9 protein-coding genes are annotated in these 12,132 nt (G+C 60.4%); 3 read left to right on the plus strand and 6 right to left on the minus strand.

Annotated features, from left to right (window positions below):
• Positions 1–270: 270 nt before the first annotated feature.
• The 3 genes from choV to ABQX22_RS10950 all read right to left on the minus strand — a co-directional run bounded on the left by choV (position 271) and on the right by ABQX22_RS10950 (position 3,307).
• Positions 271–1,449, minus strand: a complete 1,179-nt coding sequence (gene choV / locus ABQX22_RS10940) for a choline ABC transporter ATP-binding protein (protein ID WP_349799324.1) — start codon at positions 1,447–1,449, stop codon at positions 271–273.
• Positions 1,446–2,291: a choline ABC transporter permease subunit gene (gene choW, locus ABQX22_RS10945; protein WP_349799326.1), complete on the minus strand. Its 846-nt coding sequence runs from the start codon at positions 2,289–2,291 to the stop codon at positions 1,446–1,448. Before choW ends, choV begins: the two co-directional genes overlap by 4 nt.
• Positions 2,292–2,359: 68 nt before the next feature.
• Entirely contained in the window at positions 2,360–3,307 is a 948-nt protein-coding gene (locus ABQX22_RS10950; RefSeq protein WP_349799328.1) for a choline ABC transporter substrate-binding protein, read from the minus strand.
• Between the two features lie 485 nt (positions 3,308–3,792).
• On the opposite strand from ABQX22_RS10950, the gene ABQX22_RS10955 reads away from it, so the two are divergent.
• Together ABQX22_RS10955 and ABQX22_RS10960 are read left to right on the plus strand one after the other, a co-directional pair.
• Entirely contained in the window at positions 3,793–5,169 is a 1,377-nt protein-coding gene (locus tag ABQX22_RS10955; protein WP_349799330.1) for an L-serine ammonia-lyase, read from the plus strand.
• Positions 5,170–5,688: 519 nt separating this feature from the next.
• The gene (locus ABQX22_RS10960; RefSeq protein WP_349799332.1) at positions 5,689–6,792 is read left to right on the plus strand and encodes a GlxA family transcriptional regulator; all 1,104 of its coding nucleotides are present in this window, start codon (positions 5,689–5,691) and stop codon (positions 6,790–6,792) included.
• Positions 6,793–6,899: 107 nt separating this feature from the next.
• On the opposite strand, the gene ABQX22_RS10965 is transcribed toward ABQX22_RS10960, so the two are convergent.
• On the minus strand, positions 6,900–7,163 hold the full coding sequence (locus ABQX22_RS10965) for a hypothetical protein (RefSeq protein ID WP_349799333.1): 264 nt from the start codon (positions 7,161–7,163) through the stop codon (positions 6,900–6,902).
• 193 nt (positions 7,164–7,356) lie between these two features.
• Between ABQX22_RS10965 and ABQX22_RS10970 the strand changes: the two genes are divergently transcribed.
• On the plus strand, positions 7,357–8,199 hold the full coding sequence (locus tag ABQX22_RS10970) for a 23S rRNA (adenine(2030)-N(6))-methyltransferase RlmJ (RefSeq protein WP_349799335.1): 843 nt from the start codon (positions 7,357–7,359) through the stop codon (positions 8,197–8,199).
• A gap of 201 nt (positions 8,200–8,400) precedes the next feature.
• Here ABQX22_RS10970 and msrA read toward each other — a convergent pair whose 3' ends face one another.
• Both msrA and ABQX22_RS10980 read right to left on the minus strand, forming a co-directional pair.
• Positions 8,401–9,042: a peptide-methionine (S)-S-oxide reductase MsrA gene (msrA, locus tag ABQX22_RS10975; protein ID WP_441005270.1), complete on the minus strand. Its 642-nt coding sequence runs from the start codon at positions 9,040–9,042 to the stop codon at positions 8,401–8,403.
• Between the two features lie 123 nt (positions 9,043–9,165).
• Complete coding sequence (locus tag ABQX22_RS10980; RefSeq protein WP_349799338.1) at positions 9,166–11,859, minus strand: putative bifunctional diguanylate cyclase/phosphodiesterase; 2,694 nt, start codon at positions 11,857–11,859, stop codon at positions 9,166–9,168.
• Positions 11,860–12,132 lie beyond the last annotated feature (273 nt).

Raw genomic sequence — 12,132 nt, forward strand, 5'->3', positions numbered from 1 at the left:
TTGTCTCGGCGTGGGATGAGCGCAGGGCTGCTGGAATCGACATACACCCTAACAATTTTTAATTGAACGTTCAATCAACAAAAACCCGAAGGCGATGAGCAGCAGCTGAAAGCTTCAGGCTTTGAGCTGCAAGAAAGAGCGATTTGGCGCCGGTGGACGCGTTATGCGGACGATATTTGTAGGCGCGCGCTTGCCCGCGATTGCGTTGTGTCAGTCACCGCATTATTGGATGAGCCGACGTCATCGCGGGCAAGCGCGCTCCTACAGCCGTTACCCTAAATTTTTCCCGAGCAACGCGTGGTACAGCTCGCTGTCACCCAGAATCCCGACCACTTTATTGCCTTCCTGCAGCACCAGTTTGTTGCCGGTCTGGTAGCGAATCTGCAGGGCGTCGCGCATGCCGATGTCGGAGTGCACCACGGTCGGACGGCGACCCAGCGTATCCATGGCCTGGCCCGGGGCCCAGTTCTGCAGGTCCAGCTGCGCGCCGTTCTGGCGTGCGCCTTTGATCTGATCGCCGTCGGCCAGGTCCAGCCAGGAGTCGCCGCTGGGGTCCAGGCACACCGAGCCGTTCACGCGGGTGCAGTTGTCGACGGTGCGCATCAGGCTGCGGCCGCACAGCACGTTCAGCGGGTTGGTGTGGGCGACGAAGGTGCGCACGTAATCGTCCGCCGGGTTGAGCACGATCTCTTCCGGCACGCTGTACTGGATGATCCGGCCGTCTTTCATGATGGCGATGCGGCTGCCGAGCTTGAGGGCTTCGTCCAGGTCGTGGCTCACGAAGACGATGGTCTTGGCGAGCTTCTTCTGCAGGTCCAGCAACTCGTCCTGAAGGCCCTGGCGGATCAGCGGGTCAAGTGCCGAAAACGGCTCATCCATCAGCAGAATGTCGGCGTCCATCGCCAGTGCACGGGCCAGACCAACGCGCTGCTGCATGCCGCCGGACAGCTCGTCCGGCTTCTTGTTGCGCCATTGCGTCAGACCCACCAGCTCCAGCTTTTCGTCCACCAGCTTGCGCCGCTCTTTCTCCGGACGACCCTGCATTTCCAGGCCGAAGCTGATGTTTTCGCGCACGGTCAGCCAGGGCATCAGGGCGAATTTCTGGAAGACCATGGCGATACGCTTGGTGCGCATCATCTTCAGTTCGACCGGTGTGCAGTTGGCGATGTTGATCTGCGAGCCTTCGTGTTCCACGTACAGCGCACCACGGCTCACGGTGTTAAGCCCGTTGATGCAGCGCAGCAGACTCGATTTGCCGGAGCCGGACAGACCCATCAGGACGCAGATCTCGCCTTTTTCAACGGTCAGTGAGGCTTTTTCCACACCGACGATCTGGCCGGTTTTCTTCAGAATCTGTTCGCGGTTCAGGCCCTGGTCCAGCAGCTTGAGCGCTTCGCGGGGGTCTTTGGAAAAGATAACGTCGACGTTTTCGAAATTGATAATGCTCATGCGTCCCCCTTGACCTGTGCGTCAGGTTGTTTGCAGATACGGTCGAGCATGATTGCCAGCAATACGATCGCAAGCCCGGCTTCGAAGCCCAAGGCAATATCAGCGGTGTTCAGCGCATTGACCACCGGTTTGCCCAGGCCATCGGCACCGACCAGCGCGGCGATCACCACCATCGACAGCGACAGCATGATGCATTGGGTGATACCGGCGGCGATGCTCGGCATGGCGTGAGGCAGTTCGATGCGGGACAGCAGTTGACGACGTGAGCAGCCAAAGGCTTTCCCGGCGTCGAGGAGTTCGTGGGGTACGTCGCGGATGCCCAGATAGGTCAGTCGGATCGGCGCCGCAATGGCGAACACCACCGTCGAAATCAGACCCGGCACCACGCCCAGACCAAACAGGGTCAGGGTCGGAATCAGGTAAACGAAAGTAGGAACGGTCTGCATCAGGTCGAGGACCGGTCGCATGATCGTGTAGAACATCGGCTTGTGCGCGGCAATGATGCCCAGCGGCACGCCGATCACCACGCACACCGCGGTGGCGAACAGCACCTGCGCCAGGGTCTCCATGGTTTCCACCCAGTAACCCAGGTTCAGGATCAGCAGAAACGAGACGATGACGAACACCGTCAGGCCCCACTTGCGCTGGATGAAATGAGCGAGCAGAGCAATCAGGCCGATCAATACAAAGGGGTTGAACCAGGTCAGGCCTGCGGTCAGGCCGTGGATCATGGTTTCCAACGACGAAGCGATCGCGTCGAAGGTGCTGGCGCCGTTCTGCGTCAGCCATTCGACGAAGGCCGCGATGTACTCGCCCAGGGGGATTTTGTGATCAGTCAGCATGGTATCGATTGTCCGCATACGGAAGGAAATTTAGGACAACAGGCGAGCGTACTCGCCTGCGTGTCGGCTTACTTCGTCAACTGTGCCTTGGCGGCCTCCAGGCCTGGTTTGCCGTCCACGGTGGTCACGCCGGCCAGCCAGGTGTCGAGGACTTGCGGGTTCTCCTTGATCCACGCCTTGGCGGCGGCGTCAGGCTTGATCTTGTCGTCCAGCACGTTACCCATCAGCGCGCTTTCCATCGGCAGCGTGAATGCCAGGTTTTTCAGCAGTTGGCCGACGTTGCTGCACTCTTGGGTATAGCCCTTGCGCGTGTTGGTGTAGATCGTTGCCTGCCCGAAGTTTGGACCGAAATAGTCGTCGCCGCCGGTGAGGTACTTGATCTTGAAGCGGGTGTTCATCGGGTGCGGTTCCCAACCCAGGAACACCACGTCGGTGTTGCGGCGCGCGGCGCGATCCACTTGCGAGAGCATGCCGGCTTCGCTCGACTCGACGACTTTGAAGCCTGCAGCCTTCAGGCCGAACGCATCTTTGTCGATCATGCTCTGGATCAGGCGGTTGCCGTCGTTGCCAGGCTCGATGCCGTAGATCTTGCCGTCGAGTTCTTTCTTGAATTTGACGATGTCGGCGAAGTCATGCAGGCCTTTGTCGTAGAGCGCCTGAGGCACGGCCAGGGTGTATTTGGCGTTTTCCAGGTTGGCGCGGACGGTTTCCACCGTGCCTGCGTCGCGATAGGCCTTGATGTCGTTTTCCATGGTCGGCATCCAGTTACCGAGGAAAACGTCCATGTTCTTGCCGTCGGCCAGGGACTTGTAGGTCACCGGCACGGAGATCATGGTGGTTTTGGTTTTGTAACCCAGGGACTGGAGGACGGCGCTGGTGACGGCGGTGGTGACGGTGATGTCGGTCCAGCCTACATCGGAAAAATTAACCGTCGCGCATTGGGCAGGTTCTGCTGCCTGAGCCAGCATCGGGATACTCAGCGCAACGCCCAGCAACAGCGTGTGTGAACCTTTCATGGTTGGACTCCTTAGGTTTTTTTTCGGTATCGGCTTCTGGTTATCAACGAAGCGGACACCTTTTCTGGTGTTGGCGAGTCAAGTTGCGCAACAGCTCAATCACTGCGTATGGCGATCGAGTCGGGACCGATCATGTAACAGGGGAAAACAAACGCCTACAGGGGGCGTCGTAACCAGTACAGAGTGGGTCGCATCCAGTGTCAGCGAGGTCGCTTACAGATTTTTTAACGGCCCGTGACGCTGTTTTCAGGCGCCGAAGCGGCTGATAGCGGCCCGAACTGTCGCAAAACCGCAAGCCGGACAAGCTGTGCGCATTGGCTCGCCGTGGCGGCGTTAGTGGGCATGGGTAAGTCGGTGTGAGACGTCGTCCCCGTGAATAAAAGCCTGATGATGCGGCCATCTTGACGGATAGCCGCTTGAGCGTAGCAGTTCCGTCACCGGCCGTTTGACGTGCCGGAAGTCCTGCCTTCGGAGGTTTGCGATTCATGGCTATCAGCGTGTTCGACCTGTTCAAGATCGGTATCGGACCCTCCAGTTCTCACACCGTCGGCCCCATGCGCGCCGCTGCGTTGTTCGTGCAAGGTCTGCATGAACGCGGTCTCTTGGAACAGGTAACACGCCTGGAAGTTCGCCTGTACGGCTCACTCTCGGCCACCGGCATCGGTCACGGCAGTGATAACGCCGTGATCATGGGCCTGATGGGCGAGTGGCCCGACGCGATCGATCCGTCGGTCATCGGCCAGCGAATCGCCGAGCTCAAGGAGACTGACACCCTGCGCCTGAACGGCCAGCGCGTCGTCCCGTTCGTGTGGCAACGCGACATGCAATTGATCGACGAGAACCTGCCGTTTCACCCCAATGCCATGATGTTGATTGCCCACGACGGGGGCGGTGAATTCCACCGGGACACCTACTACTCGGTGGGCGGCGGGTTCGTGGTCGATGAGGCGCAAGCGGCGAGCGGGGTGGTGGACATGGACAGCACCCGCTTGCCGTACGACTTTTCCAGCGCCGATGAGTTACTGATGCTGTGCGAAAAGCATGGTCTGCGGGTTTCCGAGCTGATGATGGCCAACGAGAAGGTGTGGCGCAGCGAGGATGAAATCCGCACCGGGCTGATGACCCTGTGGCGAGCGATGCAGGATTGTGTCGAGCAAGGCTTGAAGCATGAAGGGATTTTGCCGGGCGGGCTGAACGTGCGTCGCCGGGCCGCGCGATTGCATCGCAGCTTGCAGGAGCTGGGCAAGCCGAACGTCATCGGCTCTACCTTGAGCGCCATGGAGTGGGTCAACCTGTTTGCCCTGGCGGTCAACGAGGAGAATGCTGCCGGCGGGCGCATGGTCACGGCACCGACTAATGGGGCGGCGGGGATCATTCCGGCGGTGCTGCATTACTTCGTCAAATTCAGCGACGAGGTCAATGAAGGCAACGTCGTGGATTACCTGCTGGCCGCTGCCGCCATCGGGATTCTGTGCAAAAAGAACGCGTCGATTTCCGGCGCTGAAGTCGGTTGTCAGGGTGAGGTGGGCTCGGCCTGCGCCATGGCGGCAGCGGGGCTGGCGGATATTCTGGGTGCGACGCCGGCGCAGCTGTGCAACGCGGCCGAGATCGGTCTGGAACACAACCTCGGCCTGACCTGCGACCCGGTGGGCGGGCTGGTTCAGGTGCCGTGCATCGAGCGCAACGCGATTGCCGCCGTGAAAGCCATCAACGCCGCGCAAATGGCGTTGCGTGGCGATGGCACGCATTTCATCTCGCTGGACCGGGTCATCCGCACCATGCGCGACACCGGCGCGGACATGCACGACAAGTACAAAGAGACGTCCCGTGGCGGGCTGGCGGTGAGTGCGGTGGAGTGCTGACCACTTTCCTGTAAGGAGCGGTTGCCCGCGATTGCAGTCTGTCAGCGACACAGATGTTGACTGACGCACCTCAATCGCGGGCAAGCGCGCTCCTACAAGAAGTGAGGCGCCTGCTCGCTTTTCGAACACATCCGGATTCGGCCGCAACTTTTTAGCGCGCTCTACTCGCTACATGGCGCAACGCCATGTAAACCGGGCGTTACACCGCGTACCTTCGGTCACCTGTGCTTGTGGTGACACGACAGATCCTGCGTCCTTACCGACACTTCCCAATGTGATACCGAATTGCTCACCGTTTCCGCCATTTCCGTGGCTTTGCGCCCTGAACGTCGCAAATCGAATGGTCGTGTCGCGACCGAATAGACGCATCGCGACGTCGCAATCAGGGTTTATTGAATGCCCATTCAACTTTAGGCATGGCATTTGCGTTGCAATGCCTAAGCTCTCCACTCAAATGAGAGCACACAACAAGAGCCTCGTGTGGGGGCCATCAATTGCTTTTCGTGAGGAGATACCGTGATGACATCGTTCAACTCAGGGGCCCAACCCCAGAACCGTGCGCCGCAATCCATCGGCTTCCTGCTGCTGGACAATTTCACGCTGATATCCCTCGCGTCGGCGGTTGAGCCCCTGCGGATGGCCAACCAGCTGTCCGGTCGAGAGCTGTACCGCTGGACCACATTGACCGTCGATGGCGGCCAGGTCTGGGCCAGCGACGGCCTGCAGATCACCCCGGATGCCGCCATGCACAAAGCGCCGGTGCTGGACACCGTCATCGTCTGCGGCGGCGTCGGTATCCAGCGCACGGTGACCCGGGAACACGTGAGCTGGCTGCAGAGCCAGGCGCGTCAGTCACGCCGTCTGGGCGCTGTGTGTACCGGCAGCTGGGCACTGGCGTGCGCCGGTCTGCTCGACGGTTTCGATTGCAGCGTGCACTGGGAATGCCTGGCCGCGATGCAGGAAGCTTTCCCCCGCGTGGCCATGAGCACACGCCTGTTTACCCTGGACCGCAATCGCTTCACCAGCTCCGGTGGCACCGCGCCGCTGGACATGATGCTGCACCTGATCAGCCGCGATCACGGGCGTGAACTGTCAGCCGCGATCTCGGAGATGTTCGTCTACGAACGCATTCGTAACGAGCAGGACCACCAGCGCGTGCCGCTCAAGCACATGCTTGGCACCAACCAGCCGAAACTGCAGGAAATCGTGGCGCTGATGGAAGCCAATCTCGAAGAACCGATCGATCTGGATGAACTGGCGGTGTATGTCGCCGTGTCCCGGCGTCAGTTGGAGAGGCTGTTCCAGAAATACCTGCACTGCTCGCCGTCGCGTTACTACCTCAAGCTGCGCCTGATCCGCGCGCGTCAGTTGCTCAAGCAGACGCCGATGTCCATCATCGAAGTGGCGTCGGTGTGCGGCTTTGTGTCGACGCCGCATTTCTCCAAGTGCTACCGCGAATATTTCGGGATCCCGCCGCGTGACGAACGCGTGGGCTCCAACACCGCGCAGCAGGTGGCGATGATGCCAATGCCCCAAGCGATGGTGCTGGCACCGCTGTCCGGCCCGCTGTCAGCGTTGAGCCAGGCGCGTAATGAATCCACGTTTGCGAGTGTGCGGTTGTAGCTCGAAGTTTGTAGGAGCGCGCTTGCCCGCGATGCGTCATTTCTGACAATGCAGTGTCGACTAACACACTGCTATCGCGGGCAAGCGCGCTCCTACAGGTTTGCGTGTCAGGCACTACGACTCTGCTTGTAAGCCGCCAACGCCGGCAACAGCTGCTGATCAATCGCCTGGCGTACCGCCGGCAAGATAGTCGCGCTGCCCGTCAGCATTTTCTCCACCATTTGCCGCAGCGCCCGAGCGCGGTCGTCGTTCAGAGCGCACACCGCGTGGGCGCAGGCTTGCTCGGCGGTGGCACCGGCCGGGGTTTCGAAACCCAGGGATCTGAGTTGGCCGAGCAGGTCTTCCTGGTCGATCAGGTCCGCATGCATCATGACGTTTGCTCCTTTTCTGGCTGTGTCTGGATTCTGGTAGCGGCCGTTGACGTCGGCAAGGGCCCTTGTCGTCAATGGCTGGTATTCCTATGGGCAGGTCGTTTTCGGTGAAGTGACTCAACGTGGCGCCCGTCTATGCAATCTGCCAAAGCGCCCCTGTTTTGCTAAACTCCGCGGCCTTCCAGGAGCTGCCATGAATTACCGTCACGCCTTCCATGCCGGCAACCACGCCGATGTTTTCAAACATATCGTCATGACGCGCATCCTCGCGCTGATGTCGCGCAAAGAGCAACCCTTCGCTTACCTCGATACCCACGCCGGCATTGGCCTGTACGACCTGCAAGGCGATCAGGCCACGCGCACGGGCGAATGGCTCGAAGGCATCGGTCGTCTGTGGGATGCCCCCGATGTGCCTGAGCTGGCGTCCGGCTACATGGACGTGCTCAAACACATGAACCGCAAGACCGGCGAGCTGCGTTATTACCCCGGTTCACCCGAGCTGGCGCGTCGCCTGACCCGCGAGCGCGATCGGGTGCTGCTCAATGAGAAACACCCGGAAGACGGCGTGCTGCTCAAGGACAACATGAAGTTCGACCGGCGGGTGGCGGTGCATCTGGGCGAAGGCTGGCATGTCCCGCGTGCATTACTGCCGGTGCACGAGAAGCGCGCGGTGATGCTGATCGATCCGCCGTTCGAGCAGTTGGATGAGATGAAGCGCTGCTCCGTGGCGCTGAAAGAAGCCATCGGCCGCATGCGCCAGACCGTTGCGGCCATTTGGTACCCGATCAAGGACCCGCGCGCGCTCAAGCGTTTCTATCAGGAACTGGCCGAAACCGGCGCGCCGAAACTGTTGCGCGTCGAGCTGCTGGTTCACCCGCTCGACACGCCCGACAGCCTGAACGGCTCAGGCCTCGCCATCGCCAACCCGCCTTGGGGCCTGGAAGAAGAACTGCGTCAGTTGCTGCCATGGCTGGCGGAAAAGCTGGGGCAGACTCAGGGCGACTGGAAGATGGATTGGTTGATTGCTGAATCCTGATCCTGCGTTTCTGGAAGATGACGGGGTGTCGGAGGTAACGCATCGCAGCCTCCGGCAGCTCGTCAGCTCCTACACGGTTCTGGGCAATTCAAAAAGCCTGTAGGAGCTGACGACCAGCGGGAGGCTGCGATGCGATCTGTCTGACACAGCGCCATCGTCCGGTGCGGCCCAGACCAGGCGCGGTCCCACAGATGGTCCGGATCAAGACGCCGCGTTCAAACTCGCTGGCATGCACACACCCGTCCCGCCGATCCCGCAGTAGCCTTCCGGGTTCTTGGCCAAGTATTGCTGGTGGTACGCCTCGGCGAAATACACCGTCGGTGCCTGTTCGATTTCGGTGGTGATTTCTCCCATGCCGGCGTTGGTCAGCTCAGCCTGGAACACCTGAGCGCTGGCCTTGGCGGCGTCCAGTTGCGCAGGCGACGTGGCGTAGATCACCGAGCGATACTGCGTGCCGATGTCGTTGCCCTGACGCATGCCCTGAGTCGGGTTGTGCAGCTCCCAGAACATGGCCAGCAGTTCGTCGTAACTGACCTTTTCCGGCTCGTACACCACCAGCACGACCTCGGTGTGCCCGGTCAAACCCGAGCAGACTTCTTCGTAGGTCGGGTTCGGGGTAAAACCACCGGCGTAGCCCACGACGGTGCTGACCACCCCTTCTTTCTGCCAGAAGCGCCGCTCGGCACCCCAGAAACAGCCCAGGCCGAAGATCGCGAAATCCACGTTGGTGATGAACGGGCCAAGCAGCGGATTGCCGTTGACGAAATGGGTTTCGGGCAGCGACATCGGTGCTTCGCGCCCCGGCAGCGCTTGTTCGGCGGTGGGCAGTACGTTTTTGTTCACTAGAATTTCCGAGCGCAAGACCATGAGGCAATCCTCTCTGGGGCAGGAAGAGATGGTGTCAGTAGCAGGGGTATATGGGGGCGCAAACCGCTTATTCAAACGAGGGGTGCCACAGCGCAGTGCTCAGGCCAAAGGGCCGCGGGGGTAGCGCCTGAGTTTTTCGATCAGCTCTTCGCCGGGGATCGGCTTGTCGAACAGGTAACCCTGGCCGACATCGCAGCGATGACGACGCAGGAACGCCAGTTGCGCTGCGGTCTCGATGCCTTCGGCGACCACTTTGAGCTTGAGGTTGTGCGCCATGGCGATGACCGCCGACGTGATCTCCATATCGTCCTGATCATCCGGGATGTCGCGGATGAAGCTGCGGTCGATCTTGATCACGTCGATGGGGAATTTTTTCAGGTAACTGAAGGATGAATACCCGGTGCCGAAGTCATCCATCGCCAGGGTCAGACCAAGGGTCTTCAACGACTCCAGTTGCAGCCGGGTGTCTTCGGTGGCTTCCAGCAGCAAGCCTTCGGTCAGTTCCAGTTCCAGCAGCGACGCGTCCAGCTCTTCTTCCTTGAGGATGGTGGCGATCGACGCCACCAGCTCCGGGTCGGAGAACTGCTTGGGTGACACGTTGATGGCCACGTGCAGCTTGCCGTAGCCGGCGGCCGTCAATTGCTTGGTCATGCGGCACGACTGACGCGCGACCCATTTCCCGATCGGGATAATAAGCCCGGTTTCTTCGGCCACGCTGATGAACTGGTCCGGACGGATCATGCCCTTTTCAGGATGGTTCCAGCGCAGCAACGCCTCCATGCCCAGCAGGCGGCCGGTGCGCAGGCACAGCTTGGGCTGGTAGAAGACTTCCAGCTCGTTCTGGGTCAGCGCGCGGCGCAGATTGTTTTCCACAAACAGCTTGTAGCTGGCCTCGGCGTTCAGCGCCTCGGTGAAGACCTGCACCTGGTGCTTGCCGTTGGCCTTGGCCTTGTGCAGCGCCAGGCCCGCGTTCTTCATCAGGGTCTGCGGGTCACGCCCGTGCAGCGGGGCGCAAGCCAGGCCCACGGAGCCGGTCACGCTGATCAACTGGTTGTCGACGAACATCGGCTTGTCCAGCGTCGTCAGTACCTGGCTGGCGATGCGTTGGCCTTCTTCGGGATTGGTGTCGTCCAGCAGCACCGCGAACTCGTTGCTGGCGAAGCGCGCCAGGATCCCGCTCGGGCTCAAACTGTTGCGCAGACGCCGGGCAAGGCTGATCAGCAGCTTGTCGCCGGTCTGGTGACCGAGGCTGTCGTTGATCCGCTTGAAATTATCGATGTCCACCAGCAGCAGGCTGATGGGCGTTTCGACGTCCCGGGCGAAGTGCTCGTCCAGGGTGCGAATGAACGCCGGGCGATTGCCCAGATTGGTCAGGTTATCGGTGTACGCCAGGCGCTCGATGCGTTGCTGCGACAGCTTGGCCTGGGTGACATCTTCGTAAATGCCGATGTAGTGGGTCAGTTCGCGGTCGTCGCCAAACACCTTGGAGATCGACAGCTGGCCCCAGTACGGTTCGAGGTTTTTACGCCGGCTCTTGAATTCACCCTGCCAGCTGTTACTGCTGACCAGACTGGAATTGGCGTCCAGCAACAGTGAATTGAGATTCTCCAGTGCCGGCAATTCAGACAATTTGTGGCCGTGAACTTCCTCGGCGGAATACTGGGTGATCTCGGTGAAGCTGGGGTTGACGTATTCGACCACGCCGTTGCAATCGACCAGCAAAAACGCGTTGGCGCTTTGTTCCACGGCGCGCTGAAACAGGTGCAGCGCGTTGGTGGCGGTGCGACGGTTGTGGTTGTTGATGACTTGCGCGAACTGATCCGCCAGCTCGCCAGCGAACGCAATTTCGTCCGATTGCCATTCACGGGGGGTGCCGGTCTGTTCCAGGCACAGCACGCCGACGACCTGGCCATCGATCCGCACGCTGGCGTCGAGGATGGCGTTGATGTCCCGCGGGCGCAGGCTGTCGGCCATTTCGCGGGTGCGCGGGTCATGTTCGACATCGCTGGCATCAATGGCACGGCTGGTGTGCAGGGCTTCGAGGTAGCTGGGGAAGCAGCTGATGTCGATAGGGCCCGTCTTGCGCGACATGCTGGCGTCGCGCCGGTATTCGGCAATGGGCTCGAGCACCTGGCCGTTGAGGTTCCAGATGCTGGCGCAGGAAATATCGTAGATCTCGCACGCGCTCTGGGTGATGAGTTGCGCGGCTTCCTGCAGCGAGTTGCCGGAACTGTAGCGGTGGCGTGCCAAACGCAGAATCAGGCTTTGCTGGGCGTGAACACGTTCCAGCTGCTGGAACTGCTCGTGCTGGGCGCGCTGATTCAATTCAAGGGCAATCTGCAAGCGGCTGTTCTGGGATTCCAGATCCGGATCGATGCTCGTTTCGCCGCCCTGAACAGCATCTTCAACGATCATCAGATAGCCACGCAGTAATTGACGGTTGTGCTGCTTGTAGCCTTCACCCACTTCCATCAGGCCTAACGGCCCGCGGGCGGTGTGCAGGGTATAGCGGATCAGGTAATGCGGGCTGCTCGCCAACTGCAATTGCACGGCGTCGTGCAATTGGTAGCGCGCTTCGGGTTCCATGAGGCTGGCGTAGGGCGAGCCGATCAGCGCGCAAAGTTCAACGGCGGCCATACCAAACTGCTTTTCACAATTGGGGTCCAGGTACAGGAGCGCCCAATTGGCTTCATTGAGCCGCTCGAAACGCAGCATGCCGAGCCGCGAGGGCACCGGCAATTGCGTCACTACCTCGGCCGCCGGTCTACCGGCAGCATCGGGCTGGCTTTTCATGAAGGACTCACTTTCAGAGTTCTGATCGCGCACGGGCGAGAAGCCCATTGTTAGGTCGCGTTGTCGCAAGGTTGCATCATGCAGCGCGGACTGACAAGTGAGCGCGATGGCTTAGTGCTATAAATCTTTCGGCAAATGAGGCAGTAACTGAAGGTAGCTGGTCGGATTTGTCGGGAATGCGAGCTAACTGCTTGTAATGACAGGTATACCTTGCGGCTACGTGCCACAGGCGCGAATGCATTCGCAAGGCGATATTTCTGCCTGGCGGGTCAA

The sequence above is a fragment of the Xanthomonas sp. WHRI 1810A genome, assembly GCF_040202885.1.
In the GTDB taxonomy this organism is placed as follows: domain Bacteria; phylum Pseudomonadota; class Gammaproteobacteria; order Pseudomonadales; family Pseudomonadaceae; genus Aquipseudomonas.

Excerpts from the sequence above, each read along its gene's own strand:
- choV (WP_349799324.1), bottom strand. The coding sequence starts at position 1,449 with ATGAGCATTATCAATTTCGAAAACGTCGACGTTATCTTTTCCAAAGAC.
- choW (WP_349799326.1), bottom strand. The coding sequence starts at position 2,291 with ATGCTGACTGATCACAAAATCCCCCTGGGCGAGTACATCGCGGCCTTC.
- ABQX22_RS10950 (WP_349799328.1), bottom strand. The coding sequence starts at position 3,307 with ATGAAAGGTTCACACACGCTGTTGCTGGGCGTTGCGCTGAGTATCCCG.
- ABQX22_RS10955 (WP_349799330.1), top strand. The coding sequence starts at position 3,793 with ATGGCTATCAGCGTGTTCGACCTGTTCAAGATCGGTATCGGACCCTCC.
- ABQX22_RS10960 (WP_349799332.1), top strand. The coding sequence starts at position 5,689 with ATGACATCGTTCAACTCAGGGGCCCAACCCCAGAACCGTGCGCCGCAA.
- ABQX22_RS10965 (WP_349799333.1), bottom strand. The coding sequence starts at position 7,163 with ATGATGCATGCGGACCTGATCGACCAGGAAGACCTGCTCGGCCAACTC.
- ABQX22_RS10970 (WP_349799335.1), top strand. The coding sequence starts at position 7,357 with ATGAATTACCGTCACGCCTTCCATGCCGGCAACCACGCCGATGTTTTC.
- ABQX22_RS10980 (WP_349799338.1), bottom strand. The coding sequence starts at position 11,859 with ATGAAAAGCCAGCCCGATGCTGCCGGTAGACCGGCGGCCGAGGTAGTG.